The following is a 24,989-nucleotide window of genomic DNA, read 5'->3' as shown; positions in this document are numbered from 1 at the left end:
AGTCATGCGATTGACGCAATTCTCACGCTCGAAACATGATTGTTGACACTGTTTTTGCAGATAGACTTTTTGCCTACAACGAAAGATGTATAAAGTCGCTTTATAAGCAGGTTGACGGCTGTGGTTCGCGGGGCTAAAGTTTCGCTATGTTTCTAATTGTCGACAATTTGCCATGAGCTTACCCATTTCTTCTTATTCCGACGCCTCGCCGCATGAAATGGCAACCCCTGAAGTACGCACGCTCGCCGAGCGGGTATTTCATCAGTTGCAAGATGCCATCGTACGCGGCGAGCTTGCTCCCGGCAGTAAGATTACCGAGCCGGGGCTATCTAAAACCTATGGTATCTCCCGAGGGCCGTTGCGCGAGGCGATGCGGCGCCTGGAAGCCCACCGCCTCATCGAGCGCGTTCCTCATGTGGGTGCCCGGGTGGTTAAGCTCTCGATGAAGGAGCTTTTAGAGCTGTTTGACCTGCGTGAAGCCCTGGAAAGTATGGCGGCGCGCTTGGCGGCTGAGCATATGTCACCGGCAGAGGTTCAGGGTTTGCGGGATGTGCTGGCGCTGCACGAAGGCCAAGCCGATTTAAAGCGCGGCGAAGCTTACTACCAGCGCGAAGGTGATCTCGATTTTCACTACTGCATCGTTCAGGGCAGCCATAACAAGATGCTAATGAACCTGCTCTGCGACGACCTTTACTACCTTGTGCGCCTTTATCGCACTCAGTTCAGTGCCAGCGGCACGCGACCGCAGCGCGCCTTTGTGGAGCACCATCGCATTGTTGATGCCATTGAAGCCGGTGATGCGGAGCTGGCCGAGCTGCTCATGCGCCGCCATGTCAGCGCCTCTCGCGCCAATGTGGCGGATCGCTATGCAGCGGCCTTAGAACAGTCAGCATCTACATCACAAAGCTAAAACATAACTAGAAATTAGCAATAGGAGAAACGCCCATGTCCCAGATGACTCCCGGCGCCCGGTTTCGAGCCGCGCTTGAGGCTAACCGCCCGCTGCCGATCTTAGGTACCATTAATGCCTACACAGCGCTAATGGCCGACAAGGTTGGCCACCAAGCCATTTATCTCTCTGGTGGCGGCGTCGCCAACGCCTCTTTCGGCTTGCCGGATCTGGGCATGACGACCATGAATGACGTGGTGGAAGATGCCCACCGTATCTGCGGCGCTACCGAGCTGCCACTGCTGGTGGATATCGATACCGGTTGGGGCGGTGCCTTCAATATTGCACGCACAGTAAAAGAAATGCAGCGCGCTGGCGTGGCCGCGGTACATATGGAAGACCAGGTGGCCCAAAAGCGCTGTGGCCACCGCCCCAATAAAGCAATTGTCTCTCAGCAGGAGATGGTCGACCGCATTAAAGCTGCCGCCGATGCCAAGATCGACCCCGACTTCTATTTGATTGCCCGCACCGATGCGTTTCAAAAAGAAGGACTCGATGCGGCCATTGAGCGGGCAAACGCCTGCGTGGAAGCAGGGGCAGATGCCATCTTCGCAGAAGCGGTTCATACCCTGGATGATTACAAAGCCTTCTGTGAACGGGTCAATGCGCCCATTTTGGCTAACATCACCGAGTTCGGCGCTACTCCGCTATTTACGCAAACGGAACTTGGTGACGTTGGCTGCCGCATGGTGCTTTACCCGCTCTCGGCCTTCCGCGCTATGAACGCTGCGGCACTGCAGGTCTATCAAAGCATCCTCGACAACGGCCATCAAAAAGACGTCGTGCCTATCATGCAGACACGCGACGAACTCTACGACTTTCTGAACTACCACGATTTTGAGCAGAAGCTGGATGCTTTGTTTGCCGAGAAAGGTGATGACCAGTAACCAAGTGCCGCTTAACGACTTGGCAACATTAAATAATGGTTATTCGTCATCTAAAGTGGATTTAATATTAACCGGCACATTTTGTGCCTCACGGTTCAGACAGAAACCACTAAGCCAGCTTTCTGTTGTGGGAGGCCGCTTCCAGCGGTGGTTCGACACTTCGACGAAGGGTGCCGAAGGTACCCCGGTGTTGTCAGGCTAAACGGTCGCGAGCTAAAGCTACCTCCCACAGGTCAACTGTCAGACTGTCAGAAATAATTCCATACCGAATGACGAAGAGCCTAAATACTTAAAAACAATAGCAGTAACAGGAGACACACCATGGCTGATAAACCCGTGACAGGCGCAGGGCTGCGTGGCCAGAGCGCTGGTTCTACCGCGCTATGCACAGTAGGCAAAACCGGTTCAGGCCTGACCTACCGTGGCTTTGATATCAAAGAGCTGGCCGAAAAAGCCAAATTCGAAGAAGTGGCTTACCTGCTGTTAAAAGGCAAACTGCCCAATCAAGCCGAGCTGGATCACTACATCGCCAAGCTGAAAAGCCTGCGTGGCCTACCCGATGCACTGAAAACAGTGCTCGAGCAGATTCCCAAAGACGCCCACCCCATGGATGTAATGCGCACCGGCACCTCAATGCTGGGCAATCTGGAAACCGAGGAGAATTTTGATCAGCAGCAAGACGTTGCGGATCGGCTGCTGGCGGTGCTGCCCTCGATTATTTGCTACTGGTACCGCTTCACCCACGACGGCGTGCGCATTGATACCGAGACCGATGACGACTCGGTAGGCGGCCATTTCCTTAACATGCTACGCGGCGAGCCCGCCTCAGAGCTGCATGCGCGGGTCATGAACGTATCGCTGATTCTCTACGCTGAGCATGAGTTTAACGCCTCTACCTTTACTGCCAGGGTCTGCGCCTCAACGCTTTCCGATATGCACTCCTGCGTGACCGGTGCGATTGGTTCGCTGCGCGGCCCCCTGCATGGCGGTGCCAACGAAGCGGCCATGGCGATGATCGAGGATTGGCAGTCGCCAGAAGAAGCAGAAAGCAAGATCATGGGCATGCTGGAGCGTAAGGATAAAATCATGGGCTTTGGTCATGCGATTTATCGCGAGTCCGACCCGCGCAACGCGATTATCAAGCACTGGTCCAAGAAGCTCTCTGATGATGTGGGTGATAAGGTGCTTTACCCGGTTTCTGAACGGGTCGAAGAGGTCATGTGGCGTGAGAAGAAGCTGTTCTGTAACGCAGACTTCTTCCATGCCAGCGCTTATCACTTTATGGATATACCCACCAAGCTGTTTACGCCGATTTTTGTGATGTCACGGCTGACTGGCTGGGCGGCGCACGTATTTGAGCAGCGCGCCAATAACCGCATTATTCGCCCTAGCGCCGATTACACTGGCCCTGAGAAGAGCGAGTGGGTGCCGATAGAAGCGCGAGACTGAACCGCCTGCTGCCCGGTGACTTGGACACCGGGCTTTTTTCAGCCCCCTTCTTGTGAGTCTGTCTGCTATGAATACCCAATACCGTAAACCCCTGCCTGGCACAGCGCTTGAGTTTTTTGATGCTCGCGAGGCGGTGGAAGATATTCAGCCCGGAGCCTATGCGCAGCTGCCCTATACCTCACGTGTGCTGGCGGAGCAGTTGGTGCGCCGCTGCGATCCTGAACTGCTTACCGATGCGCTAAAACAGCTGATCGAGCGCAAGAGTGACCTGGATTTCCCTTGGTACCCCGCGCGCGTGGTCTGCCACGATATTCTCGGCCAGACCGCACTGGTGGACTTAGCCGGGCTGCGTGACGCCATCGCTGAAAAGGGCGGCGACCCCGCCAAGGTCAATCCTGTAGTGCCTACCCAGCTAATCGTTGACCACTCGCTGGCGGTGGAGCACGCAGGGTCGGAAGAGGGCGCCTTCGAGAAAAACCGCGCCATTGAAGACCGCCGCAACGATGACCGCTTCCACTTTATTAACTGGACTAAAACGGCCTTTGAAAACGTTGATGTGATTCCCCCGGGCAACGGCATCATGCACCAGATCAATCTGGAGAAGATGTCGCCAGTGGTACAGAACCGCGACGGCATTGCCTACCCGGATACCTGTGTGGGTACCGATAGCCATACACCCATGGTCGATGCCCTGGGCGTTATCTCCGTAGGTGTGGGTGGCTTGGAAGCTGAAAGCGTCATGCTGGGCCGTGCCTCCATGATGCGCCTGCCGGATATCGTCGGCGTGGAGCTGACCGGCAAGCTGCAACCTGGCATTACCGGTACCGATATGGTGCTGGCGATTACCGAGTTTCTGCGTAAAGAGCGCGTCGTCGGCGCGTATTTAGAGTTTTACGGCGAAGGCGCCGATGCCCTAACGGTCGGCGATCGCGCCACTATTTCCAATATGACCCCCGAGTACGGCGCGACCGCGGCGATGTTCTACATCGATGGCCAAACTATCGATTACCTGAAAATTACCGGCCGTGAAGATGAACAGGTTGCACTGGTTGAAACCTACGCCAAGCACACCGGCCTGTGGGCGGATAGCTTGACCGAGGTTGAGTATGAGCGAGTGCTAACCTTTGACCTCTCATCGGTGAAACGCACTCTGGCGGGGCCTTCCAATCCCCACGCTCATTTGCCTACTTCAGAACTGGCACAGCGCGGCATTGCGGTAGGGCTTGAGGCAGCACAGGCGGAAGAGAAAGCGGGCAAAATGCCCGATGGCGCGGTTATCATCGCCGCCATCACCAGCTGCACCAATACCTCTAACCCACGTAATATGGTTGCCGCCGGGCTAATTGCCCGTAACGCCAATCGGCTGGGTCTGCTGCGTAAGCCGTGGGTGAAGTCGTCGCTGGCGCCGGGCTCGAAAACCGTCAAGATGTACCTGGAAGAAGCCGGTTTGATGAGCGAACTGGAAAATCTTGGCTTCGGGGTGGTGGCCTACGCCTGTACTACCTGCAACGGTATGTCCGGGGCGCTGGATCCAAAAATTCAGCAGGAGATTATTGAGCGGGATCTCTATGCGACCGCCGTGCTTTCTGGCAACCGCAACTTCGATGGGCGCATTCACCCCCACGCCCAGCAGGCGTTTTTGGCGTCACCGCCCCTGGTGGTCGCCTACGCCATTGCGGGCACGATTCGCTTTGATATCGAAAAAGACGTCCTGGGCGTGGATCAGGCGGGCAACCCAGTCACCTTGAAAGATATCTGGCCAGCGGATGAAGAGATCGACGCGATCGTCAAATCATCGGTGAAGCCGGAGCAGTTCCGTCAGACCTATATCCCCATGTTCGATCTGGATAAGAGCGCCCGCGCCCAGGTCAGCCCGCTGTATGACTGGCGGCCCCAGAGCACCTATATCCGCCGGCCGCCTTATTGGGAGGGCAATATGGCGAAAGTACGCACCCTCAAAGGCATGCGGCCGCTGGCGATCCTGCCGGACAATATCACTACCGACCACCTGTCGCCTTCCAACGCTATTCAGTTGAACAGCGCAGCGGGCGAATACTTGGCCAAAATGGGCCTGCCTGAAGAGGACTTTAACTCCTACGCCACCCACCGCGGTGACCACCTAACTGCTCAGCGGGCCACCTTCGCCAACCCGAAATTGTTCAACGAGATGGTGCGCGATGCCGACGGCAACGTTAAACAGGGCTCGCTGGCGCGGGTAGAGCCGGAAGGCCAAGTCACCCGCATGTGGGAGGCGATTGAAACCTATATGGCTCGCAAGCAGCCGCTGATCATTATTGCCGGGGCGGATTACGGCCAGGGCTCCTCGCGTGATTGGGCGGCTAAAGGCGTGGCGCTGGCGGGGGTGGAAGCGATTGCCGCCGAAGGCTTTGAGCGTATCCACCGCACCAACCTGATCGGTATGGGGGTGATGCCGCTGGAGTTTGAGCCTGGGACTACGCGTATGACACTGGGCCTGGACGGCACTGAAACCTTTGATGTCGAAGGCACCGTTTCGCCAGGGGCGATGCTCACCCTGGTGATCCACCGCCAAAACGGTGACAGCGAGCAGGTTGCGGTGAAGTGCCGTTTGGACACCGCCGAGGAGGTGTCGATTTACACCGCCGGTGGTGTACTGCAGCGCTTTGCCCAAGACTTTCTTGAGTCCACGGCGGCTTAATTGAAGTGGCCTAGCTGACCGAGAGAACCCGGTGCCTTTAGCTTTTCGAACCTAGTTTTTCGAATCTAGCTTTTCGAAACAAGCTTAGAGCACCGGGTTATTTTTTTAGGAGTGGTAATGATGAGCAGCGATTCAGTGCAAACAAACCCCGTACCGCAAATAAAAATACCCGCAACCTATATGCGCGGCGGTACCAGTAAGGGCGTGTTTTTTAAACTAAGTGACCTACCCGAAGCGGCACAGCGGCCGGGTGTCGCACGGGATCAGTTGCTGCTGCGGGTAATCGGCAGCCCCGACCCCTACGAAAAGCAGATTGATGGTATGGGGGGCGCCACTTCAAGCACTAGCAAGACGGTGATTCTGTCGAAAAGTGAGTCAGCCGAACACGATGTGGATTACCTGTTCGGTCAGGTCTCCATCGACAAGCCCTATGTGGATTGGAGCGGTAACTGCGGCAACCTCTCCGCGGCGGTCGGCCCTTTCGCAATTACCAATGGTCTTGTTGACCCTGCGCGTATTCCTGAAAACGGGGTGGCCGAGGTACGCATTTGGCAGATGAATATCCAGAAAACCATCGTCTCACGGGTGCCTATCGTCAATGGCGAAGTGCAGGAGACCGGCGATTTTGAGCTGGATGGCGTGACCTTTCCCGCTGCCGAGATTCCTGTGGCCTTTATGGATCCGGCCGATGGCGAGGGGGCCATTTTTCCCACCGGTAATCTCATTGATCAGCTTGACGTGCCAGGCGTGGGGATATTGAAAGCGACCCTGATTAATGCCGGTATTCCCACTGTATTTGTTAACGCCGCTGACATTGGTTACACCGGCGCCGAGCTGCAGGATGCCATCAATAGCGACAGCAAAGCCCTGGCTATGTTTGAAACCATTCGTGCCCACGGTGCAGTTCGTATGGGGTTGATCAACGACGTCAGCGAAGCCGCCAGTCGCCAGCACACGCCCAAAGTGGCTTTTGTTAGCCCACCGGCGGATTACATATCATCGAGCGGTAAAAACGTTCAGGCGGCCGATATCGACCTGCTGGTGCGAGCGCTCTCCATGGGCAAACTACACCACGCCATGATGGGCACTGCAGCCGTTGCTATAGCAGCCGCAGCGGCGATTGAAGGCACTGTGGTGAACCTAGCCGCCGGTGGAGGTAAGCGAAACGAGGTTACTTTTGGTCATCCTTCCGGAAGTCTTCGTGTGGGTGCGGAAGCAAACCTAGTAGATGGGCGCTGGCATATTGAGCAGGCAATCATGAGCCGCAGTGCGCGGGTGTTGATGGAGGGGGTAGTTCGTATACCCGGCGACAGCTTTTAATAAACCCTCGCTGGGCCATACTGAATGGATCGGTATACAACAGGAGAGTGCTATGTCCGCCACATCCGAAACCAATCAGCGGCCTGATTACGACCCCGAGCTACAGGCCATTGCTGACTACGTGCTCAATTATCAGGTGGAGTCACAGGAGGCATTGGAAACCGCCCGCTACTGCTTAATGGATACGCTTGGCTGCGGGCTGTTGGCGCTACGTTTCCCTGAATGTACTAAGCATCTGGGGGCGATAGTGGAAGGCACGGTGGTTCCGTTTGGGGCACGAGTGCCCGGCACGTCGCTTCGCCTGGACCCGGTTAAGGCGGCGTGGGATATCGGCTGTATCATCCGCTGGTTGGATTATAACGACACCTGGCTTGCCGCCGAGTGGGGTCACCCCTCCGATAATCTGGGTGGGATACTCGCCGTTGCTGACCACCTTTCACAGCAGCGGGTTGCACAAGGCGACGCTGCGCTTACAATGCGCGATGTGCTCAACGCCATGATCATGGCTCATGAGATTCAGGGGGTGCTGGCGCTGGAGAATAGCTTCAACCGCGTTGGCCTCGATCACGTGGTGCTGGTGAAAGTCGCCTCTACGGCGCTGGCCGCCAAACTGTTGGGCGCCAATCGCGAGCAGTTGCTCTCGGCGCTCTCCCACGCCTGGGTAGATGGTCAGAGCCTGCGCACCTATCGTCATGCGCCCAACGCCGGTTCGCGTAAAAGCTGGGCCGCAGGGGATGCCACTTCACGGGGCGTGCGCTTAGCGGATATCGCCCTGCGTGGTGAAATGGGTATTCCCAGCGCGCTGTCAGCGCCCCAATGGGGCTTCTACGATGTGCTGTTCAGTCATGCCAACAAAGATTTGAGCCTCAAGCCGGAAGCTGACCGTCGCCTACGCTTTCAGCGGGAGTTTGGTAGCTACGTGATGGAGAATATTCTGTTTAAGATCTCCTTCCCGGCTGAATTTCACGCCCAGACCGCCTGTGAAGCCGCCGTAACCCTCCACCCGCAGGTGAAGGAGCGCTTGGCCGAGATCGATAGGATTGTACTCACCACCCACGATTCGGCTATTCGGATTATTTCCAAAACCGGCGCACTCGCCAATCCGGCGGATCGCGACCACTGCCTGCAATACATGACCGCGGTGCCGCTTATCTTTGGTGCGCTTAATGCTGAGCACTATGAAGATAGCTTTCATGAGGAGCATCCGCTGATAGATGAGCTGCGTAATAAGATGGTGGTAGAAGAAAACGCTGAGTATTCGGCGGATTACCATGACCCTGAGAAGCGCTCTATCGCCAATGCGGTGCAGGTATTTTTCAGCGATGGGAGTGCGTCTGATAAAATCGTAGTGGAGTACCCGGTAGGCCATCGACGTCGTCGGGAAGAGGGGATGCCGCTATTGGTTGAAAAGTTTGAGCGCAATTTAGCGACCCGCTTTCCAGCAAGTCGTTGCCAAACAATTGCCGAAATATGCAGCCGTCAGACAACCCTTGAAGCAATGCCGGTACACAAATTCTTGGATATGTGGATGATTTAAAAGCACGCTATCCACAAAGCCCGGCTTGGGTAAGCACCGGGCTTTGTGGACTTTTAACGATCAATATGCGCTTCAATGAGGTTATTCAAATGTCACTTGATCGCGCATGCGGTCAACGGTGGCTGGCCCAATACCATTGACACGCTCAAGGTCTGCAGCGCTTTCAAAGGCGCCATTGGTTTCGCGCTCTTCAATGATCGCGTCGGCTCGACTGGGCCCAATACCCGGTAGTTCGGCCAGCAGCTCAGCGTCGGCTGTATTGACGTTAATTGGGGCTACCTCTTGGGCCAGCACGCCACTGGAAAGTCCTAAGCTAATGCTCAGCAGTAGGGCGGCCAATATCCCTTTAATTGTCATGTTCATCTGCAATGATCCTTTTAATAACGATGGGTTGATTGGATTGCACAAGCGGCGTTGAGTAGAGGTTTCTACTCGTGCCCGAATTAATAATGAGCAAGTTAAACGCCGATGCATTACTAACTTAGCTTTATTGAGAACGTGTTTCTGTAAGAGATCTATGACGGCGCTTGTAAGTTTTTAGCTATTCATATATGGCAAAAGGCTTACATGCAGCTTGCACTCGGGGGAGCGAGGAGTGGGGAGAGGCTGATATAATGGTCGAAAACGTATTTGGAGCAACGTTGTGGCCACCGATTCCCCGATTATTATTGCCCTTGATTACCCGTCACTAGACGCCGCGCTTTGCATGGCTGATCAGTTGGATCCCGCCCGGTGCCGTGTGAAAGTGGGTAAGGAGCTATTTACCCGCAGCGGCCCGGCGGTGCTTGAGGCGCTGCATGGGCGTGGGTTTGAAGTGTTTCTGGATCTTAAATTTCACGATATTCCCAATACCGTTGCCAGCGCCGTGCAGGCGGCGGCTGAGCAGGGCGTGTGGATGGTCAACGTTCATGCCAGCGGCGGGCGCCGGATGATGGAGGCGGCAGTGCAACGCCTGGATCAGAATGCTCTAACGACCCATTTAATCGCCGTTACCGTATTGACCAGTATGCAGGCCGCTGATTTAGCAGAGCTGGGTATTCAGGCACCACTCGCCGATCACGTGGAGCGCTTAGCGCTGCTGGCGAAGCAGAGTGGCTTACAAGGGGTCGTCTGTTCGGCCCAGGAGTCCGCGCGGATCAAAACGCTATGCGGTGAGTCGTTCTTGAAAGTGACCCCTGGTATTCGGCCAAGTTTTGCAGTCGCTAATGACCAGCAGCGGACGATGAGCCCCAGTGAGGCTATGGCAGAGGGAAGCAGCCACCTGGTCATCGGTCGCCCCGTTACTCAGGCTGACGACCCCATGGTAGCGCTTGAGGCGATTGAGGCGGAACTAGGGGTTCACTAAATACCCTTGAACACCTTAGCTTTGTGAGCACTATTCGCCCTCAACGCCAATGACCGGCTTAATCGTGCCCCAGAAGCGACAGCTGGGGCACTGCCACTGTAACGCGTCGCTGGCAAAGCCGCAGCGCTGGCAGCGATGACGCGTTCTATTAAGCAGTAGCGCATCGGTATGATGTTTTAGTAACAGTAGGCGTGTATCTGGGGAGGGTTTTCCACTCAGGCGTTGGCTTTCAATATACAGATCGATCAAATAATCCAGCCCACCTAAACTCGGCACGGCGCGCAATCGCTCACCAATCAACTCAATTGCTTTGTCGACCCCTTCACGCTGATGCACGAGCTGCCCTAGCGCAATAATCGTACTGGTGTAAGGCGCTTGCTCAAGTAGCCGGTATAGATGAGCTTCATAGCCAGCTTCATCATTATTGCGCAGATAGGCGTGCTTGAGGGCGGGCAGCATGGTGGGGATATGCGCTATCTCTTGCCCTGGGATGTTGTCTAATCGCTCAATCGCGCGGTCATAGTGCCCATTGTCCATCTCTAATTCGGCTAGTAGCAGGGTGGCGCGAACGCAGTTTTCATCCAGTTGCAGGGCTTTTTTGAGGTGCTTTTTCGCCAGTGGTCGACTGGCTTCGCTAATTTCCTCTAAAGCCAGCTCGCATAGCCAGTGGGCCGCTGGACGACGCATCTTAGGATACTGCTTAAGCAGCGGCTGGATAACGTCGAGGGCTTGCTGCCACGCTTTTTCGCGCTCTAATAAATCAATGAGCAGCTGTTTCGCAGCATAGCGGTGATCATCATCACCGCTATGCTCCAGTAGCGTATTGAGTAGCCGCTGTGCGCGGTCATGAACACCAAGCGCCATAAAATCCCGGGCAAGCTCAAGCTGGATCTGTTCGTTGGTGTGTTGGGAAAGGGCGGGACGTGCTAGCAGGTTTTGGTGAATGCTCACCGCTTTATCAGCCTCGCCGCGGGTGCGAAACAGTTTGCCGAGGGCGATATGGGTATGAACCGTCTCGCTGTTGACTGCAAGCACGTTAATAAAGGTATTGATCGCTTCGTCGGGCTGCTCGTTAAGCAGGTAGTTAAGCCCGACGAAGTAGTCTCTGGAGAGCGCCTGCGAGGAGGCCGCGGGCGGTCGGGAGCGATGTCGGCGGCGTCCGGCTTGGTGATAACCTAACCCGTAACCGATGGCAATGGCGACCAACAGTACGCTTAGCAGCGCGACATCCAGCATTTATGCCAGTTCCTTAAACTCCTGGGTGCGTAGGCTATCGAGCTCTTTACGCTGCTGCTTATTCTGTCGCTGGCTGCGGGCCAGGGTGGCTTTTAATCTCACGTAGACACCTAGCATGGCGAGCATGCCGAGTATGACGCCAAACACCAACGTCGCGAGCAGCCAAACCGACAGCGATACCGCTGGTAGCTCCAGCCAAATAAGGTTTAAGGCAATGGTTTGCTGATTATTAACGGCAAACAGAATACCGACCAGCACTACTATCAGCAAAATAACGGCTAGAATCAGCCCTTTGATCCAACGCATGTGAGTTTCCTAGTCTGTGACGTTCACGGTAGCGCTATTGTGTACGACTCAAGCGGCGACGTCATCCCACAGAAATGAATAGTCGCGTTTTAGTAGCCTAGTGCTCGACTAGCGTCTACCTGCTCGCGTAGCTCCTTCCCAGGCTTAAAGTGCGGCACGTACTTGCCTTCCAGATCAACTGCATCGCCTGTTTTTGGATTGCGTCCTACCCGCGGCTCCCGGTAGTGCAGCGAAAAGCTGCCGAAACCACGGATCTCAACGCGACCACCGCTAGAAAGAGAATCCGTCATATCGTCCAGGATAATACGCACCGCCGTTTCAACATCTTTGGCGGACAACTCCGGCTGACGCATCGCAATTTGTTCGATTAATTCAGATTTAGTCATCGGTTGGCTCCCTGCGAACATTGAAGGCCTTGACGCGCTCTCGACCTCGCTAACATCAAATTCAGCATACTGCGCAATTCAGTATAAAACAATTCAGATAAAACAAGGTTCTAGACTCATTAACAGCATAGGCGATGGAGGGCGCTGGCGCGACCCCACAGCTTAGGTATACTGACCCTTCATTTATTAGATCGGAGCGGCTGACGTTGAACGACGACAATTCCCCAGCAGCCATTTTGCGCAAACGGCTTTACTGGCACTCCCGGCGCGGCATGTGGGAGCTTGATCTGCTGCTTATCCCGTTTCTTGAACAGCGGTTTGACCATCTCAGCGAAGAGGATCAGCTGGCCTATCAGCAGCTCATTGAAGGTGAAGATCAGGATCTGTTTGTCTGGCTGATGCACCGCGAGTGGCCCGAGGAGCCGAGCCAGCGGCGAATCGTACAAATGATCGTTGAGCATGCTGAAACCACCGATAATTCTGCCTATCGTACCCTCTAAGTATTGGCTACTAGCCCAGTGTGGGTTGTTGATCGGGCTAGTAGCGTTGAGCTATTGGGTCGGGGGTAAGCTAGCAGCAGTGGCGATGCTTGTACTGGGCGGTGGCCTTGGGTGGTGCGGCTATCTTCGTCAACCCAAAGGCGTGCTCTCGCTGACGTTGACGGCGCTACAAGTTCAAGGCCGTTGGCTGCGCGAGTCGCAGCATGAGGTGGGTGCTCTCACGGGAAATGAGGATCTGAGTGACGCGGATCAGGTTCGCTGTGACTATTTAGGGCCCTGGTTAATAGGACTTTATGTGGGTACGCAGCGGGTTTGGCTCTGGCCTGATAGCGCGCCTCACAAAGGTCTGCGTGAGGTAAGGCAGTTGTTCCACCGTCCTGGCCGCTAGCGATTTTTTTCTAACGCCTCTGATAAATCGTTTATCGAAAGCGAAGAGGCAACGGCTGTGGGCTGTTGGTGGGGCCAGTCGGTGGAGTAATGCAGTCCTCGTGACTCATGCCGCTGCTGAGCGGCGAGCACGGTCAATATTGCTAACTGTAGTGTCTGGTGCAAGCGTTTGCCTTCCGGGGCTGTTAGGGCCCCGTTAATCTCTTCCAAGCTGTTTAGCAGCGCCTTCAAATGCGCCAGAGCAGAACTTAGCCCCGCTTCGCTGCGCACAATGGAGACATGCTGGCTCATGGTGGTGCGCATTTGTTGGCGTATATCGCTGAGTACTTCCTTGGGTAAGACCGCTGCCGCAGCCTGCGCTGGGGGCTGAAATCCGATACTGCTGTTCGCTTGGCCGTATTGTTCCTGCCCTTGTGCGAGCAGCGTTTGGGCACAGCTGCGTGCAAATACCAAACACTCTAACAGTGAGTTGCTGGCCATTCGGTTGGCGCCGTGTAGGCCTGTGCAAGCTGTTTCACCGATGGCATAGAGGTTGGCAACCTTGGTGGCACCTTGCAGGTTGGTGGCGACACCGCCGCAGCTATAGTGGGCAGCAGGCACCACGGGAATAGCCTGCTGGGTGATATCGATACCGCGAGAAGCACAGTGCGCCAGAATAGTGGGGAAGTGGTGGCGAATTGCCTTTTCACCTAAATGGCGAATATCCAACCACACGTGGCCTAGGGTGCTGCGCTGTATTTCGGCATCAATGGCGCGGGCGACGACATCCCTTGGGGCTAGCTCGGCGCGCTTGTCCAGCGCCAGCATAAAACGCTCTCCGGCCCCATTGAGCAGATGTCCGCCTTCACCACGAACCGCCTCACTAATCAAAAACGCCGGGCCTTCGGGGTCAAATAGACAGGTTGGGTGAAACTGTTGAAACTCTAGGTTCATTAACCGAGCCCCCAACTCTGCCGCCATCATCATGCCTTCGCCGCTGCTAGGAGCGGGCGTAGTGGTGTGGCGATAAAGGCCGCTTGCGCCGCCAGTGGCCAATACGGTATGGCGCGCAGTGAGCGAGTGCCACTGTTGGTTAGTATCGCTGCCATAGGCGCCACGGCAGGCACCTTGATTATCTTGTAGCAGGCCAACAACGGTTAAATCATTGCGCTGGGTGATATTGGGATGCTGCGCCACTTTGGCTACCAGCGTATCCACCACGGCGCGACCGGTGGCGTCATCCGCGTGGATAATCCGCCGGGCATTGTGGCCGCCTTCTCGGGTGAGGTGATACGGGTAGCGTGCGGCAGGGTCGTGCTCGGGTGTAAAGGGAACGCCGTTATCAATCAGCCACTGAATGGCTGCGGGCCCATTGGTGACGGTAAAGCGAACGGCCTCGCTATCGCATAGCCCATCGCCAGCCACCAGGGTGTCGTTGATATGGGCATCGAGATCGTCATCCGGCGAAAGCACAGCGGCAATGCCGCCCTGGGCCCAGCGGCTGGCACCTTGGTCGTCTTGTGCGGGGCGAACCAGTGTCACTGATCTGTGATCGGCCACTTCCAAGGCAAGGGTTAGCCCAGCGACACCGCCGCCAATGATAAGTACATCGGATATTGGCGTGCTCATAGTGCCCGCTCCCCCTTGATGCTGACCGAAATATTGCAAGCCCTAAACGTCGCAAGCTTCGCCGAGGACAAATAATTAGAAGGCAGGCATCATAGCGCGGCGATTAGCGTTTAGCGATGCTTCGGCTTAAGAAATGAGTGATATTCGAGCACGCAAAAAGGCGCAGCAAAGAGCGGCGTAATAAAAATCAATATAGGAAGTTAAATGACTGAGGAAGAAAAGCTGAAGGGGAAGTGAAAAGCAGAGAGTGGTGCCCGGAGCCGGACTTGAACCGGCACGGGGTTGCCCCCGAGAGATTTTAAGTCTCTTGCGTCTACCGATTTCGCCATCCGGGCTTTACATCACACAAAGATCACATCGCAATGCTGTTTCGTTCTACTTAAAACACCACTGCTACACAAAGATGGAGGCTGGAGTCGGAATCGAACCGGCGTACACGGAGTTGCAGTCCGCTGCATAACCACTCTGCCATCCAGCCTCAAAAGTCGTTGGAGCGGGAAAGGAGATTCGACCGGGCTGGCGCACCAGATCACGACCCTCGCCTTGGCGATACCCTTTTACCACACATCCAAAATGGAGCGGGAAAGGAGATTCGAACTCCCGACCCTCGCCTTGGCAAGGCGATGCTCTACCACTGAGCTATTCCCGCTCGACTCGAGGGCGAATTATACGGATCACCGCCAAGTTGTCAATCAATGAATTAATGCGTGCTCCTTATTTACTTATCAGCAGCTTACATGGAGCGGCTAAGATGCGGCCAGGCCGCTTTCAGGTACTGAATCATCGACCACAGCGTTAGGATAGCGGCGGTATAAAGTACTACAACGCCTAGCAGTGCAAATTCGTGCGTCGGTGGAAGCGCCAGTAAGATCAGCAGCGACACCATTTGCAGAGTGGTTTTAAGCTTGCCTACCCAAGAAACCGCCACCATGCCACGTTTACCCATTTCAGCCATCCACTCGCGTAGCGCTGAAATGACAATTTCCCGGCCGATAATCACCAGCGCAGGGAGCGTCAGCACCAGGGTGTCGTAACGCTCAATCAATAGCGCCAGGGCGACGACCACCATGAGTTTGTCAGCCACAGGGTCTAAAAATGCGCCAAAAGGCGTGGACTGATTCCAGCGTCGCGCTAAGTAGCCATCCAACCAGTCGGTAATGGAGGCTAGACCAAATAAGCCAGCCGCCAAGGGCATGCTCCAGCTGAAGGGTAGATAAAACAGCACCACCAGCAGCGGAATAAAGGCGATTCTCGCCAGCGTTAATATGTTGGGTATGTTCATCGCAGGGTGCGATCCTTGCCGGGAAATCAGAGGATTCGAAGTGTCTGGGGGTCATTCTATCCCCCTTGGCCGATGGCATCTATGGCAAACGAGCGTTTATCCATTGAGTGCCCGGTAAATACTCTCGGCTAACGACGCATTAATGCCCGGTACGCGGGCGAGTTCATCGCGGCTGGCCTTTTGTACCCCCTGCAGGCCGCCAAAAAAGCGCAGTAACTCACGACGACGCTTGGGGCCAATGCCTGGAATATCCTGCAGGGTTGAAGTGCGTCGCGCTTTATCACGCTGAGCGCGGTGGCCCGCAATGGCAAACCGGTGTGATTCATCGCGAATATGCTGGATCAAGTGTAGGGCGGGGGAGGCCGGATCCAAATCCAGCGGATTGTCCGCTGTTTCCACAAACAGACTTTCAAGTCCTGCCTTACGCGTGGTGCCTTTAGCGACGCCCAGTAGCATGATGTTGCTGATGTCGAGCTCTTTAAACACTTCTCGGGCCATATTGAGCTGACCCTTGCCGCCGTCGACGATCAGGATGTCCGGGGCGACTGCTTCGCCGCTTTTTACGCGCTTTAGGCGTCGGGTTAGGGCCTGCTGCATGGCAGCGTAGTCATCACCGGCGGCCACCCCTTCAATACGGAAATGGCGGTAGTCGCTTTTACGCGGGCCTTGATGATCAAACACCACGCAGGAGGCAACGGTGGCCTCACCGTGGCTATGGCTAATGTCGAAACACTCCAGGCGCTGCGGTGTGTCTTCTAGGCCCAGCGCTTTCTGCAGAGCGGTAAAGCGCTGGGTGAGCTGGGTTTGATTGGCCAATTGTGAGGCCAACTGCTGCTCCGCGTTGGTAATGGCGAGCTGCTGCCACTGGGCGCGGTGGCCGCGCACTTGGCTGGTAACGCGAATGCGTTTGCCCGCCTGTTGGGTCAACGCCTCGGCGATAAGCTCGCTGTCGTCTAGCGGGTGGCTAGTAATTACTTCGCTGGGCACGTTATGGGGTTGGCCAAAATAGTATTGGCTAACCACCTCGGTGAGCAGCGTTTCAAGCGGTAGATCCAGACCGTTTTTCGGCGTGTGATGGCGCGCGCCCAGCAGGCGACCATCGCGGACGCTTAACACTGAAACGCCAAGCGCACCGGGGCGCTGGGCGAGAGCGAAAATATCCGCATCACCGCCTCCGGTGTCGACAAACTGCCGCTGCTGAAGCTGCCGTAGTTGCTGAACCTGGTCGCGAAGACGGGCGGCCTCCTCAAAGTTGAGCGCCTGGCTGGCCTTTTCCATCGCCTCCATCAGCTCTTGGGTCACGCTTTCGCTTTTGCCTTCCAGGCACATTACGGCGTGTTCTAGATCGCGCCGGTAGTCCTCGGCGGAGATATAGTCGACGCAGGGAGCGCTACAGCGATGAATCTGATACTGCAAGCAGGGGCGTGACCGGTGGGCAAAGACGCTGTCCTCGCAGTTGCGTATATGAAATATCTTCTGCATCAGCGCTAAGCTTTCACGCACGGCTCCGCTGCTAGGGTAGGGGCCTAGATAGCGGCCATCGTCGCTGCGCTGACGGGCGCGTTTATATTCAAGTGCCGGGTAAGGGTGACGGTCGGTGACAAAGACAAAGGGGTAGGACTTATCGTCACGCAGCAGAATGTTATAGGGCGGACGCAGCTGTTTGATCAGCGTCTGTTCAAGCAGCAGGGCTTCGGTTTCCGTGCGCGTGACGGTGACCTGAACATCGGCGATGCGCCCCACCATGGCTTGGGTTTTGGTATTCAACTGGCCACGGAAATAGCTGGCAAGGCGCGCTTTTAAACGCTTGGCTTTGCCCACATAAAGCGTATTACTTTGTTCATCAAGCATACGGTAAACCCCTGGCGAGGAGCTTACCGAGCTCAAGAACTGTTTTGAATCAAAGGTCATATCAGCGTGTCGGTACCCGATAACAGCAGGGGAAGATGGGGGGTCATATTTGGGTAGCGTCAAACCCCTCTACCAGCCCGTGACGGAGCGCTAAGTGAGTAAGCTCAACGTCAGTGGCAACCTGTAGTTTATCAAAGAGTCGGTAGCGGTAGGTGTTTACCGTTTTAGGACTTAAGTGCAGGCGATCCGAGATATCTTGCACACGCTGGCAATTGACGATCATAAGGGCAATTTGTAGCTCACGATGGGATAGATGGCTAAACGGGTTATCTTCCTCGGTGAAGTGCGAAAGAGCTAAACGCTGGGCAATTTCCTGACTGACATAGCGGCGACCATGGAACACCTGGCGGATGGCATCGGTCATTTCTATCGCATCGGCGCCTTTGCTTAAAAAACCTGAGGCACCGGCTTCCAGCATGCGTCGCAGCACGCTGTCTTCCATATGCGCGGTCAAAATCAAGACCTTAACGTCTTCCATGTTGCGGTGAATGCGCCGAGTGGCTTCAAGCCCGCCGATGCCTGGCATGCGGATATCCATTAACACGATGTCGGGCTTTAAATGACGACACTGTGTTACCGCACTTTCGCCGTCGTCGACCTCGCCCACAATTTTAATGTCACACTCTTCGTTTAGCAGGTGAGCAATGCTAGTTCTTACTAGATGATGATCATCGGCGATAAGTACACTGATCAAGGGACAGGCTCCTGCATGGAAACATCATGGGCTCAGGCGTTGGCCTTGTACTCTAATGCATAGAGTGCCACAGCTAACTACAAAGGAGAATTAGTTAGGCGCTGATGTTTAAAAACTTGACCAAGGGAAATGTTCGCCGTAGTATCCGCCTCGCTGTTGGAAAGACAGTATGTGGGGCCTTAGCTCAGCTGGGAGAGCGCAACACTGGCAGTGTTGAGGTCAGCGGTTCGATCCCGCTAGGCTCCACCAATACAGAATTTTACCAAATGCTAGAAAAAAGCCTCGTTGTTTAACGAGGCTTTTTTTCGTCTTGCTTTAGCTTTAAGGGCGGCGTTTAGCCAGCTGTTTTTTGCTCAGTGATTGGCCCTAGTAGCAAAAACTCGATTAACGCTTTTTGCGCATGTAAGCGGTTGCCGGCTTCCTGCCAGACAACTGCACGGGAATCGTCGAGCAGTGTATGGCTGATCTCTTCGCCGCGATGGGCGGGCAGGCAGTGCAGGAAGAGCACGTCTTGATTTGCTTTGTCGAGCATTGCTTCAGTAACTTGGAAGCCCGAGAAGTCGGCTTCACGTTTCGCCTGCTCTTCTTCCTGCCCCATGGAGGCCCATACATCGGTGGTGATCAGGTCGACCTGCTTTACCGCTTCCTGAGGGTCGTGCAGCAGCGTCACTTGATCGCCAGCGGCAGCCATAATGTCTGCACGAGGTTCGTAGCCTTTCGGGCAGCAAATGCGCAGATGAAAACCGAACTGGCGAGCAGCATTGATCCATGAGTGGCACATGTTGTTGCCATCCCCAATCCACACCGCTGTGCGACCCTTTACGCTACCGCGTAGCTCAGTCCAGGTCATCACGTCGGCAAGCAGTTGGCAGGGGTGGTAGTCATCGCTTAAGGCGTTAATCACCGGTACGCTGCTGGCGCTGGCGTAGGTTTCCAGCCCGGCGTGGGAAAAGGTGCGAATCATCACTGCATCGACCATTTCAGACAGTACGCGAGCAGTGTCTTCAATGGGTTCGCCCCGACCCAGTTGAGTGTCGCGGGGGGAGAGAAAAAGTGCGTGACCGCCAAACTGTGCCATTCCCGTTTCAAATGAAACCCGTGTGCGCGTCGATGATTTTTCAAAGATCATCGCCAGAGTCCGGTTGGGTAATGGTGTATAAACAGGACCTTGGGCTTTTAGATTGGTTTTGATCGTAATGGCGCGCTGGATCAAATAGTCCAGCTCATTCGGTGTCAAATCTAGCAAGGTCAGGAAATGGCGTGTCGCCATAAGGGCTTCTCTCCGCGCAAAAACACTATCCTAGCTATGCTGCAGGGGATGCGCAACGCGAACGGCATGCGTAGAATGCCACATACACGTTAAAGCCGAGCGCTCTACTCAGGTACTTGTTCAACTGCTACGTTCGAGTGCTAACTGAGTGGATGGGCATCGGTTATCAATAAGCGAGGAAATAGTATGAGCACGACTGCCGAAAATATTCAGCGCCAAATTAGCGAAAACCCGATCCTGATTTACATGAAAGGTTCGCCCCAACTGCCCCAGTGTGGGTTTTCTGCCCAGACCGTCCAAGCGCTGATGAGCTGTGGCGAGCGCTTTGCGTTTGTTAACGTTCTGGATAATCCGGATATTCGCGCTGAGCTGCCCAAAATTGCTAACTGGCCCACCTTCCCGCAATTGTGGGTAGAAGGCGAGTTAGTGGGTGGTTGCGATATCGTGGTTGAGATGCATCAAAATGGCGAGCTGGAAAAGTTAGTAAAAGCCGCTGCAGAGCGTGCTGGTGCGGCGGAAGGTGGTGATAACGCCTAGGCGTTGTCTAACCGTCCGTTTTACTCAGGCGGTTGGCGGGCTGCGGTGCAACCGTTAGAATGACGTTTGTTCTCGCATCGTCTTTGTTTTGCATCGTGGCCTTTGCCTCGCGCTGGCTACAGCGTGTGGCAAGTCAGCCCGCCGAAGGAAGTACAGCTTCATGAGTTATCAGGTTCTGGCCCGCAAGTGGCGGCCTCGCACATTCCACGAACTCGTGGGCCAGGCCCATGTTCAACGCGCCTTGGTCAATGCCCTTGATCAGGGGCGTCTACACCATGCCTACCTGTTTACGGGTACTCGTGGTGTGGGTAAAACCACCTTGGCGCGTATTCTTGCCAAGTGTTTGAATTGCACGGCCAACGGTCGTGGTGACGAAGGCATTACCTCTACCCCTTGTGGTCAGTGCGATAGCTGTCAAGCAATTGATGAAGGGCGCTTTGTTGACCTTATTGAGGTCGATGCGGCGTCAAGAACCAAAGTAGAAGATACCCGTGAATTGCTGGACAACGTCCAGTATGCGCCTACCCAAGGGCGCTATAAGGTGTACCTGATCGATGAGGTGCACATGCTCTCCACCAGCAGTTTCAATGCGCTGCTGAAAACGCTGGAAGAGCCTCCCCCTCACGTTAAATTTTTGCTGGCGACCACCGATCCGCAAAAGCTGCCGCCGACGGTACTTTCTCGCTGCCTCCAATTTACCCTCAAGCATATGCCACCAGAGCGCGTGGTGGAGCATCTCACCTATGTGCTGGGTGAAGAGGGTGTCGCTTTTGATGAAAGCGCCTTGTGGCTGTTGGGTAAGGCGGCGGAAGGCTCAATGCGTGATGCCATGAGCCTAACCGACCAAGCCATTGCGTTTGGCCAAGGAGCGGTACGCCATGCGGATGTGGCTGCCATGCTGGGCACTTTGGATCATCGTCATATTCTTGGGCTGGCAGAAGCCCTGGCCGATGTGGATGTGCAGCGCTTGCTGGCCGAAGTGGCTGAGTTGGCAGAGCAAGGCCCGGACTTTGCCGCGGTGTTGGATGAGTTATCAAGCATGCTGCATCGTTTAGCCGTTGCACAGATGGTGCCGGACGCCGTGGATAACAGCCATGGTGATCGTGACGTTATACTGCAGCTAGCTAGCCGTTTCACCGCTGAAGACATTCAGCTCTATTACCAAATTGGTATTCAGGGGCGGGGAGACATGGTGCACGCCCCTGATCTGCGCAGCGCGTTAGAGATGACGTTGCTGCGGATGCTGGCATTTCGCCCTCAGGGTGTGCCGAAACCGCCGCGTACCCCGCTACCGCTTCGCCGCGAGCCTTCACAAGCGGAAACGACAGAAAAGGGTGTTCAAGCGCCCGTGGCAGAGGCGCCATCAACGGCGCCGCAGCCCGCGGCAGCAGTTGATGCAACGGCAGAAGTTCATTCCGCGCCAGACGCTCAGCCTGAGCCGCCATTAGCGCCAAGCCCTGAGCAGGCAGCGCCTGCCGCTGAAGAGGAACCACCTCTGCAAGAGCCGCCGCCTTGGACTGTCGAAGCGGAGGAACGATTAATAGAGGGGGGGACTCACCAGCAAGTCCCTGAGCCAACGGTTAAGACTGAACCAGAACTTGCTACTGAGCCCCAGCCTGTTACTGAGCCAGAGCCGACCGCAGCGCCTGCACCTGCTTCCGAGCCTCAAACGGTAGAGCCCTCAGCGACTGTAGCGCCAGAAGCTGCACCAGAGGTCGTTCCAGAAGCCCTGTCAGAAACCCTGCCAGAAACCTCTCCACAAAACCGGTCGGAAATTCAGTCCGGCAAGCTGGATAATGCGCAGTGGTTGCAGTGCTTTGATTCTCTTGGTCTGGGCGGCTTAACCCGTAACTTGGCGGGCAACTGCTTGGTCGAGAGTGACGACGGTACGCTGCTGACGCTGCGCCTCGACCCCAGCCAAGAGGCCATGCAGGCGGAAGTGCACCAAACGCGCATTGAACGGGCGTTAAAAGAGCAGGGTATGCCACGGCGAATAGCGTTTTACGTTGCCGAGTTGTCTAATAGCCTTGAAACGCCGCGGCAGCGCGAAGAGCGTCTTAATCAAGAGCGTCATGCCCAGGCGGTTGATCTACTCAATCACGACCCCCATGTACAGAAGTTACAGCAGGCGTTTGGGGCAAAGCTGATAGAATCCAGCGTTAAGCCTGCTGACGCGGTACGCTAAGCGCTTTTCAATTCGTCGAGACATAAACATCTTTTTAACTAGCTTTTTTAACTTGTTTTTTAACTACGGACGTTGGAGATCAGACCATGCTTAAAGGTGGAATGGGCAACTTGATGAAGCAAGCCCAAGAGATGCAGGAAAAAATGCAGCAAGCCCAGGAGGAGGTCGCCAAAGCCGAAGTCCAGGGCGAGGCGGGTGCCGGTATGGTCAAGGTCACCATGAATGGTCGCCATGACGTATCAAACGTGTCCATTGACCCCAGCGTTATGGAAGAGGACAAAGAATTGCTGGAAGATTTGCTAGCGGCGGCGGTCAACGACGCAGTGCGCAAATTGGAAGTCAGCTCTAAACAGAAAATGGAAGAAGCGACGGCAGGCTTGAACCTACCGCCCGGCTTTAAGATGCCGTTCTAAGCAATGCGTTTTTCTCCTCTCGTTGAGCAGCTAATGGATGCGTTTCGCGTATTGCCAGGCGTTGGGCCCAAAACGGCTCAGCGCATGGCAATGCACCTACTTGAGCGCGAACGGCCAGGTGGGCAGCGACTTGCTGAGGTTATTCTGCAGGCGATCGAAGAAGTCGGCTACTGTCAGCGCTGCCGCACGCTCACCGAAGCAGAGGTCTGTATGCTGTGTGAAAGCCCGCGGCGCGATGATTCACTGCTTTGCGTAGTGGAGTCGCCTGCCGATCAACTGGCGATTGAAGAAGCCGGTGGCTTTAAAGGGCGCTATTTTGTGCTCCACGGTCACCTTTCGCCGCTCGATGGCGTGGGGCCTGAGTCGATTGGTTTAGACTTGCTGGAAGCGCGTGTTGCAGAAGGGCTCATTGAAGAGGTGGTGTTGGCGACTAACCCCACCATCGAGGGTGAAGCGACTGCCCATTACATTGCTTCGCTGCTGTCCGAACACGGCGTCAAACTCTCACGGCTTGCCTATGGCGTTCCCATGGGCGGTGAACTGGAGTACGTTGATGGCGGTACCTTGAGTCGTGCATTTAATGGTCGTCTGCCGTTTGCCAGTGAATAAGCCTACCTAAAACGCAAGCGCCTGAGCGTTTGCGCTAACTTGGAAGAATGCTTTTGTCCTCTCTTACCCCCTCTTATCAATGGCTTGATACTCCAGATGCGCTTGATTCGGCATGCGAGCAAGTAGCCGATGCCACCGTGATTGCTCTGGATACCGAGTTTTTTCGAGAGAACACCTTTTTTCCAGTCCCTGCGCTGATTCAATTTACCGCGGGGGAAGAGGCTTATCTGATTGATCCGGTGGCCGTTCCCTGTACCGATAGATTCCGTGCTCTGCTGCAAAATAGTGCCATCAAATTACTGCACGCTTGCAGCGAAGATCTAGAGGTCTTTCAGCACTGGGCAGGTGTATTGCCGGAACCGTTAATCGACACTCAGGTAGTACAAGGATTTTTAGGTGAAAATCCTGGCATGGGGTATCAAAAGCTGGTCGAATTTTGGGTCGGTGAAACCCTGCCTAAAGAGGAAACACGCTCAAACTGGTTACTACGCCCGCTGTCGCCTGCACAGTGCCATTACGCCGCGCTGGATGTGATCTATTTACTAAAAGTCTGGACGCTACAGGCTGAAAAACTCGCCATGTTGGGGCGGCGTGAATGGGTGGACGCCGAGTGCGCTAGCTTAATTGAACAGGCCGGCCGCAGCGTTGATAACGACCTGCAGTGGTATACCCGTCAACGCCAATTGTGGCGTTTAACGCCCCGTCAAATGGAGGCGTATCGGCTAATGACCACTTGGCGTGAAGGCGAGACACGCCGTCGCGACTTGCCGCGCAACTGGTTGATTAGCGATAAGCTGCTGTTTGCGATCGCCGAAAAGATGCCCAGCAATCGCTTTGAACTCGCTGACGTTGAAGGCATTAAGCCGATGCTGATCAAAAAAGAGGGCGACGCACTGCTGGCAATGGTCAAACAGGCCCAGCACTGTGATGAAGAGGCGCTGCCCAAGCGTTGGCCAGACCCGATGCACCCGACGTTCAAATCACGTTTTAAAGCACTCAAGAAGGCGGTAACAGGCAAAGCCAATGACTTAGGAGTGGCACCGGAAATGCTCATGCGTCGCCGCGATATAGAAACACTGGTGATGCAGGACTTGGCAGGGGAACCTCTCACTTGGCCGACGGGTTGGCGTGGCGAGTGTCTGAATGGCGCTTTGGCCCAGGCCCTAGAGGAGCGAGCATAATGAGCGACAAAATGATTTGCGAGGTTTTCAAAAGCTCGCGTAAAGATGAAATGTATTTATACATCGATAAGCGTCAAGGATTGGTAGACGTCCCAGAGTTATTACTTGAGACCTTCGGCAAGCCGGTACCGGTATTTACCATGCTGTTGACCGCTGACAAAAAATTGTCACGGGTTAATGCAGCAGACGTAGTAGCAGGTATTAAAGAGAAAGGCTTCTATTTGCAAATGCCGCCGCCTAAAGAGGCCTATTTGCTCGACGTGCATCGCGCCCATGTGGCTTCGCGCTCTGATGCCCCTTCTGATGAACAGTAGCGCCCC

24 protein-coding genes and 4 tRNA genes are annotated in these 24,989 nt (G+C 55.2%); 16 read left to right on the top strand and 12 right to left on the bottom strand.

All coding sequences use genetic code 11. The features are described from left to right. The first annotated feature begins 172 nt into the window (after window positions 1-172). The 6 genes from SR894_RS12750 to prpD all read left to right on the top strand — a co-directional run bounded on the left by SR894_RS12750 (window position 173) and on the right by prpD (window position 8,819). A complete protein-coding gene (locus SR894_RS12750) occupies window positions 173-910 on the top strand; it encodes a GntR family transcriptional regulator (RefSeq protein WP_133732758.1) in 738 nt (245 codons plus the stop codon). Between the two features lie 35 nt (window positions 911-945). Continuing rightward, window positions 946-1,836, top strand: a complete 891-nt coding sequence (prpB, locus tag SR894_RS12745) for a methylisocitrate lyase (RefSeq protein ID WP_133732757.1) — start codon at window positions 946-948, stop codon at window positions 1,834-1,836. 321 nt (window positions 1,837-2,157) lie between these two features. After that, window positions 2,158-3,285: a bifunctional 2-methylcitrate synthase/citrate synthase gene (prpC, locus tag SR894_RS12740; RefSeq protein WP_133732756.1), complete on the top strand. Its 1,128-nt coding sequence runs from the start codon at window positions 2,158-2,160 to the stop codon at window positions 3,283-3,285. A gap of 67 nt (window positions 3,286-3,352) precedes the next feature. After that, window positions 3,353-5,962 carry a Fe/S-dependent 2-methylisocitrate dehydratase AcnD gene (gene acnD, locus SR894_RS12735; protein ID WP_133732755.1) on the top strand — a complete coding sequence of 870 codons (2,610 nt, stop codon included), beginning with the start codon at window positions 3,353-3,355 and terminating at the stop codon, window positions 5,960-5,962. 120 nt (window positions 5,963-6,082) lie between these two features. Continuing rightward, complete coding sequence (gene prpF, locus SR894_RS12730) at window positions 6,083-7,282, top strand: 2-methylaconitate cis-trans isomerase PrpF (protein WP_133732754.1); 1,200 nt, start codon at window positions 6,083-6,085, stop codon at window positions 7,280-7,282. Between the two features lie 52 nt (window positions 7,283-7,334). Beyond that, a complete protein-coding gene (prpD, locus tag SR894_RS12725) occupies window positions 7,335-8,819 on the top strand; it encodes a 2-methylcitrate dehydratase (RefSeq protein ID WP_133732753.1) in 1,485 nt (494 codons plus the stop codon). An 81-nt stretch (window positions 8,820-8,900) separates the two neighbouring features. Here prpD and SR894_RS12720 read toward each other — a convergent pair whose 3' ends face one another. Next, window positions 8,901-9,182, bottom strand: a complete 282-nt coding sequence (locus tag SR894_RS12720; RefSeq protein WP_133732752.1) for a ComEA family DNA-binding protein — start codon at window positions 9,180-9,182, stop codon at window positions 8,901-8,903. 280 nt (window positions 9,183-9,462) lie between these two features. Here SR894_RS12720 and pyrF point away from each other — a divergent pair, with 280 nt between their 5' ends. Continuing rightward, window positions 9,463-10,164 carry an orotidine-5'-phosphate decarboxylase gene (pyrF, locus tag SR894_RS12715; protein WP_133732751.1) on the top strand — a complete coding sequence of 234 codons (702 nt, stop codon included), beginning with the start codon at window positions 9,463-9,465 and terminating at the stop codon, window positions 10,162-10,164. Window positions 10,165-10,194: 30 nt separating this feature from the next. Here the strand turns inward: pyrF and lapB are convergent, their stop codons facing one another. From lapB to SR894_RS12700, 3 genes are all read right to left on the bottom strand, one after another. After that, window positions 10,195-11,400 carry a lipopolysaccharide assembly protein LapB gene (lapB, locus tag SR894_RS12710; protein WP_133732750.1) on the bottom strand — a complete coding sequence of 402 codons (1,206 nt, stop codon included), beginning with the start codon at window positions 11,398-11,400 and terminating at the stop codon, window positions 10,195-10,197. Next, window positions 11,401-11,706: a LapA family protein gene (locus SR894_RS12705; RefSeq protein WP_027958442.1), complete on the bottom strand. Its 306-nt coding sequence runs from the start codon at window positions 11,704-11,706 to the stop codon at window positions 11,401-11,403. An 89-nt stretch (window positions 11,707-11,795) separates the two neighbouring features. Continuing rightward, window positions 11,796-12,092: an integration host factor subunit beta gene (locus SR894_RS12700; protein ID WP_007113226.1), complete on the bottom strand. Its 297-nt coding sequence runs from the start codon at window positions 12,090-12,092 to the stop codon at window positions 11,796-11,798. A 206-nt stretch (window positions 12,093-12,298) separates the two neighbouring features. On the opposite strand from SR894_RS12700, the gene SR894_RS12695 reads away from it, so the two are divergent. Further along, window positions 12,299-12,592: an FAD assembly factor SdhE gene (locus tag SR894_RS12695; RefSeq protein ID WP_133732749.1), complete on the top strand. Its 294-nt coding sequence runs from the start codon at window positions 12,299-12,301 to the stop codon at window positions 12,590-12,592. Next, complete coding sequence (locus SR894_RS12690) at window positions 12,552-12,980, top strand: hypothetical protein (protein WP_244286577.1); 429 nt, start codon at window positions 12,552-12,554, stop codon at window positions 12,978-12,980. Before SR894_RS12695 ends, SR894_RS12690 begins: the two co-directional genes overlap by 41 nt. Here the strand turns inward: SR894_RS12690 and nadB are convergent. The 7 genes from nadB to uvrY all read right to left on the bottom strand — a co-directional run bounded on the left by nadB (window position 12,977) and on the right by uvrY (window position 18,474). Continuing rightward, on the bottom strand, window positions 12,977-14,587 hold the full coding sequence (gene nadB / locus SR894_RS12685) for an L-aspartate oxidase (protein ID WP_133732748.1): 1,611 nt from the start codon (window positions 14,585-14,587) through the stop codon (window positions 12,977-12,979). The genes SR894_RS12690 and nadB overlap by 4 nt on opposite strands. Before the next feature lie 248 nt (window positions 14,588-14,835). Then, window positions 14,836-14,922, bottom strand: a tRNA-Leu gene (locus SR894_RS12680). 69 nt (window positions 14,923-14,991) lie between these two features. Next, window positions 14,992-15,065: transfer RNA gene (locus SR894_RS12675), tRNA-Cys, on the bottom strand. Window positions 15,066-15,161: 96 nt separating this feature from the next. After that, window positions 15,162-15,236: transfer RNA gene (locus SR894_RS12670), tRNA-Gly, on the bottom strand. An 84-nt stretch (window positions 15,237-15,320) separates the two neighbouring features. Further along, window positions 15,321-15,869, bottom strand: coding sequence for a CDP-diacylglycerol--glycerol-3-phosphate 3-phosphatidyltransferase (gene pgsA / locus SR894_RS12665; protein ID WP_133732747.1), 549 nt, complete (start codon window positions 15,867-15,869; stop codon window positions 15,321-15,323). A gap of 96 nt (window positions 15,870-15,965) precedes the next feature. Beyond that, a complete protein-coding gene (gene uvrC, locus SR894_RS12660) occupies window positions 15,966-17,780 on the bottom strand; it encodes an excinuclease ABC subunit UvrC (protein ID WP_133732746.1) in 1,815 nt (604 codons plus the stop codon). Window positions 17,781-17,823: 43 nt separating this feature from the next. Further along, window positions 17,824-18,474, bottom strand: a complete 651-nt coding sequence (gene uvrY / locus SR894_RS12655) for a UvrY/SirA/GacA family response regulator transcription factor (RefSeq protein ID WP_009288007.1) — start codon at window positions 18,472-18,474, stop codon at window positions 17,824-17,826. A 173-nt stretch (window positions 18,475-18,647) separates the two neighbouring features. Between uvrY and SR894_RS12650 the strand changes: the two genes are divergently transcribed. Continuing rightward, window positions 18,648-18,723: transfer RNA gene (locus SR894_RS12650), tRNA-Ala, on the top strand. An 85-nt stretch (window positions 18,724-18,808) separates the two neighbouring features. Here SR894_RS12650 and argF read toward each other — a convergent pair. Continuing rightward, entirely contained in the window at window positions 18,809-19,744 is a 936-nt protein-coding gene (gene argF, locus SR894_RS12645; protein ID WP_133732745.1) for an ornithine carbamoyltransferase, read from the bottom strand. Window positions 19,745-19,930: 186 nt separating this feature from the next. Between argF and grxD the strand changes: the two genes are divergently transcribed. From grxD to SR894_RS12615, 6 genes are all read left to right on the top strand, one after another. Further along, window positions 19,931-20,281, top strand: a complete 351-nt coding sequence (gene grxD / locus SR894_RS12640; RefSeq protein ID WP_133732744.1) for a Grx4 family monothiol glutaredoxin — start codon at window positions 19,931-19,933, stop codon at window positions 20,279-20,281. Between the two features lie 160 nt (window positions 20,282-20,441). Further along, window positions 20,442-22,466 (top strand): DNA polymerase III subunit gamma/tau, encoded by a 2,025-nt coding sequence (gene dnaX / locus SR894_RS12635; protein ID WP_133732743.1) that lies wholly within the window; start codon window positions 20,442-20,444, stop codon window positions 22,464-22,466. 86 nt (window positions 22,467-22,552) lie between these two features. Continuing rightward, the gene (locus SR894_RS12630; protein WP_071693664.1) at window positions 22,553-22,879 is read left to right on the top strand and encodes a YbaB/EbfC family nucleoid-associated protein; all 327 of its coding nucleotides are present in this window, start codon (window positions 22,553-22,555) and stop codon (window positions 22,877-22,879) included. Window positions 22,880-22,882: 3 nt separating this feature from the next. Further along, the gene (gene recR / locus SR894_RS12625) at window positions 22,883-23,488 is read left to right on the top strand and encodes a recombination mediator RecR (protein WP_133732742.1); all 606 of its coding nucleotides are present in this window, start codon (window positions 22,883-22,885) and stop codon (window positions 23,486-23,488) included. Between the two features lie 47 nt (window positions 23,489-23,535). After that, a complete protein-coding gene (gene rnd / locus SR894_RS12620) occupies window positions 23,536-24,669 on the top strand; it encodes a ribonuclease D (protein ID WP_133732741.1) in 1,134 nt (377 codons plus the stop codon). After that, complete coding sequence (locus tag SR894_RS12615; RefSeq protein ID WP_133732740.1) at window positions 24,669-24,983, top strand: YcgL domain-containing protein; 315 nt, start codon at window positions 24,669-24,671, stop codon at window positions 24,981-24,983. The genes rnd and SR894_RS12615 overlap by 1 nt, the downstream gene beginning before the upstream one ends. The last annotated feature ends 6 nt before the right edge of the window (window positions 24,984-24,989 follow it).

Source organism: Vreelandella neptunia (genome assembly GCF_034479615.1).
Lineage (GTDB): Bacteria > Pseudomonadota > Gammaproteobacteria > Pseudomonadales > Halomonadaceae > Vreelandella > Vreelandella neptunia.
This window is presented reverse-complemented; position numbering and strand designations above follow the sequence as displayed.

Coding starts and splice junctions, on each gene's coding strand:
- SR894_RS12750 (WP_133732758.1), top strand. CDS start 173: ATGAGCTTACCCATTTCTTCTTATTCCGACGCCTCGCCGCATGAAATG.
- prpB (WP_133732757.1), top strand. CDS start 946: ATGTCCCAGATGACTCCCGGCGCCCGGTTTCGAGCCGCGCTTGAGGCT.
- prpC (WP_133732756.1), top strand. CDS start 2,158: ATGGCTGATAAACCCGTGACAGGCGCAGGGCTGCGTGGCCAGAGCGCT.
- acnD (WP_133732755.1), top strand. CDS start 3,353: ATGAATACCCAATACCGTAAACCCCTGCCTGGCACAGCGCTTGAGTTT.
- prpF (WP_133732754.1), top strand. CDS start 6,083: ATGAGCAGCGATTCAGTGCAAACAAACCCCGTACCGCAAATAAAAATA.
- prpD (WP_133732753.1), top strand. CDS start 7,335: ATGTCCGCCACATCCGAAACCAATCAGCGGCCTGATTACGACCCCGAG.
- SR894_RS12720 (WP_133732752.1), bottom strand. CDS start 9,182: ATGAACATGACAATTAAAGGGATATTGGCCGCCCTACTGCTGAGCATT.
- lapB (WP_133732750.1), bottom strand. CDS start 11,400: ATGCTGGATGTCGCGCTGCTAAGCGTACTGTTGGTCGCCATTGCCATC.
- SR894_RS12705 (WP_027958442.1), bottom strand. CDS start 11,706: ATGCGTTGGATCAAAGGGCTGATTCTAGCCGTTATTTTGCTGATAGTA.
- SR894_RS12700 (WP_007113226.1), bottom strand. CDS start 12,092: ATGACTAAATCTGAATTAATCGAACAAATTGCGATGCGTCAGCCGGAG.
- SR894_RS12690 (WP_244286577.1), top strand. CDS start 12,552: ATGCTGAAACCACCGATAATTCTGCCTATCGTACCCTCTAAGTATTGG.
- nadB (WP_133732748.1), bottom strand. CDS start 14,587: ATGAGCACGCCAATATCCGATGTACTTATCATTGGCGGCGGTGTCGCT.
- pgsA (WP_133732747.1), bottom strand. CDS start 15,869: ATGAACATACCCAACATATTAACGCTGGCGAGAATCGCCTTTATTCCG.
- uvrC (WP_133732746.1), bottom strand. CDS start 17,780: ATGACCTTTGATTCAAAACAGTTCTTGAGCTCGGTAAGCTCCTCGCCA.
- argF (WP_133732745.1), bottom strand. CDS start 19,744: ATGGCGACACGCCATTTCCTGACCTTGCTAGATTTGACACCGAATGAG.
- grxD (WP_133732744.1), top strand. CDS start 19,931: ATGAGCACGACTGCCGAAAATATTCAGCGCCAAATTAGCGAAAACCCG.
- dnaX (WP_133732743.1), top strand. CDS start 20,442: ATGAGTTATCAGGTTCTGGCCCGCAAGTGGCGGCCTCGCACATTCCAC.
- SR894_RS12630 (WP_071693664.1), top strand. CDS start 22,553: ATGCTTAAAGGTGGAATGGGCAACTTGATGAAGCAAGCCCAAGAGATG.
- recR (WP_133732742.1), top strand. CDS start 22,883: ATGCGTTTTTCTCCTCTCGTTGAGCAGCTAATGGATGCGTTTCGCGTA.
- rnd (WP_133732741.1), top strand. CDS start 23,536: ATGCTTTTGTCCTCTCTTACCCCCTCTTATCAATGGCTTGATACTCCA.
- SR894_RS12615 (WP_133732740.1), top strand. CDS start 24,669: ATGAGCGACAAAATGATTTGCGAGGTTTTCAAAAGCTCGCGTAAAGAT.